The organism is Rhizobium alarense (assembly GCF_021555155.1).
Classification (GTDB): Bacteria; Pseudomonadota; Alphaproteobacteria; order Rhizobiales; family Rhizobiaceae; genus Rhizobium_D; species Rhizobium_D alarense.
The window spans coordinates 1-2,282 of sequence record NZ_JAKGBU010000169.1 but is presented as its reverse complement, the minus strand read 5'-3'; the positions used below and the strand labels follow the sequence as shown (position 1 = coordinate 2,282).

Sequence of the window (2,282 nt, the reverse complement as noted above, 5' to 3'; positions counted from 1 at the left end):
AGTTCTGCGCGTATTGCGGCACGCCGTCGTCGATCTCGTAATAGTCGCCCTTGTCGGCGCAATAGATGTGGCAGGCGATCCGGAGCTCGGTCGGCCCGTCGAAGGCGCCCGCCATGATGGAGGTATAGTCGCTGCCGTCGCCCTTCCAGAACAGCGCAGAGCCGCAGGTGCGGCAGAAGCCGCGGCTGGCGCTGTCGCTCGCCCGGTACCAGCTGACATTGCCGCCGCCCTCCACCTCCAGCCGGTCGTCCGGCACGTTGGTCGCCGCATAGAAATGTCCGGTCTGCCGGCGGCACTGGCTGCAGTGGCAGGCGATCACCTCGCGCAGCGGGCCGCGGGTGCGGAATCGCACCGTCCCGCACAGACAATGGCCGGTATGCTCGTCGCTCATCGACGTCCTCCAAACGAAAACCGGGCCAGCTTCGTCAGCCGGCCCGGTCCTGTCAATTTCACAATTCTGATCGCTATCCATCAGCGCCGCTGATGCTCGCGGCCAAAGGGGGAACGAACCGCGCTCAAAAGGAGTGTCAGCCGTTCGCCGCCATGCGCTTCTCGTCGCGGCCGCCCTTCATGCGCTCGGCAAGCAGGAAGGCAAGCTCCAGCGCCTGGTCCGCGTTGAGCCGCGGATCACAATGGGTGTGATAGCGATCGGCCAGGTCGGCGCCCGACAGGGCGCGGGCGCCGCCGGTGCATTCCGTCACGTCGTTGCCGGTCATCTCCACGTGGATGCCGCCCGGATGCGAGCCTTCGGCGCGGTGGATCTGGAAGAAGCTCTCGACCTCCGACAGGATGCGCTCGAAGGGCCGGGTCTTGTAGTTGTTGAGCGTGATCGTGTTGCCGTGCATCGGATCGCAGGACCAGACCACCTTCTTGCCCTCCCGCTCGACGGCGCGGATGAGGCGCGGCAGGTTCTCCGCCACCTTGTCGTGACCGAAGCGGCAGATCAGCGTCAGCCGGCCGGGCTCGTTTGCCGGGTTGAGCAGGTCGATGAGCTCGAGCAGGCCGTCGCCGGTCAGCGACGGGCCGCACTTGAGGCCGATCGGGTTCTTGATGCCACGGCAATATTCGACATGCGCATGGTCCGGCTGGCGCGTGCGGTCGCCGATCCAGATCATGTGGCCGGAGGTCGCATACCAGTCGCCCGACGTGGAATCGACGCGCGTCAGCGCCTCCTCGTAGCCGAGCAGCAGCGCCTCGTGGCTGGTGAAGAAATCGGTCTCGCGCAGGCTCGGATGGTTTTCCGAGGTGATGCCGATCGCCTTCATGAAATCCATCGTCTCGGAGATCCGGTCGGCGAGCTTGCGGTAGCGTTCGGCCTGCGGGCTATCCTTGACGAAGCCGAGCATCCACTGATGCACGTTCTCGAGATTGGCATAACCGCCCATCGCGAAGGCGCGCAGGAGGTTCAGCGTCGCGGCCGACTGGCGGTAGGCCATGATCTGGCGTTCCGGATTGGGCACGCGCGCCTCTTCCGTGAACTCGATGCCGTTGATGATGTCGCCGCGATAGGACGGCAGCGTCACCTCGCCCTGCTTCTCGCTGTTCGAGGAGCGCGGCTTGGCGAACTGGCCGGCGATACGGCCGACCTTGACGACCGGCTGCTGCGCGCCGAAGGTCAGCACGACGGCCATCTGCAGGAAGGCGCGGAAGAAGTCGCGGATCGTGTCCGCGCCATGTTCAGCGAAGCTCTCGGCGCAGTCGCCGCCCTGCAGCAGGAAGCCCCTGCCCTCCGCGACATTCGCCAGCGCACTCTTCAGGCGCCGTGCCTCGCCGGCAAACACCAGCGGCGGATATTTCGCAAGGCGCTGCTCGGTCGCAGCGAGCGCCGCCTGGTCCGGATAGTCCGGCACCTGCTGGATCGGCTTCTGCCGCCAGCTGCTCGGGGTCCAATTCTGTGCCATGATACTCACCTGTCCTGAAGCGCCCTCGACAGGGACGCGCCCGTCCGTTTTTTGATGCGGGCTTATAGACCGTTAGATGGGTCTTGCCTAGCCGCCGCGCCAGCCTTGTTGGCGGCTTCGTCGGCCGCCCGATCCCGGCCTCTGCGCGCAGCCCGGGGCACGCGCCCGCCCCCGATCGTATCCCAATGGCACGAAACGCTAAATTACGAATCCGTACATTAATAGTATTTTATAGGAAATCGGGGATCGTCGCGGTCAACTGGGAAAGGTTTGTTCCGATGGTCGCGTTCCGCTCCGTCCTCAAGGACCGCAAGGGCAATTTCGGCATGCTTGCAGCGCTGCTGGCCGCTCCGGTCATCGGCTGCGCCGGGCTGGCGGTCG

2 protein-coding genes are annotated in these 2,282 nt (G+C 65.4%); both read right to left on the bottom strand.

The window, feature by feature from the left end; translation table 11 throughout:
• Window positions 1-391 (bottom strand): GFA family protein (locus tag LXM94_RS25765; protein ID WP_235774728.1); only part of this gene is annotated, 391 nt, incomplete at its 3' end.
• 136 nt (window positions 392-527) lie between these two features.
• A complete protein-coding gene (locus LXM94_RS25760; RefSeq protein WP_235774727.1) occupies window positions 528-1,901 on the bottom strand; it encodes a class II 3-deoxy-7-phosphoheptulonate synthase in 1,374 nt (457 codons plus the stop codon).
• Window positions 1,902-2,282 lie beyond the last annotated feature (381 nt).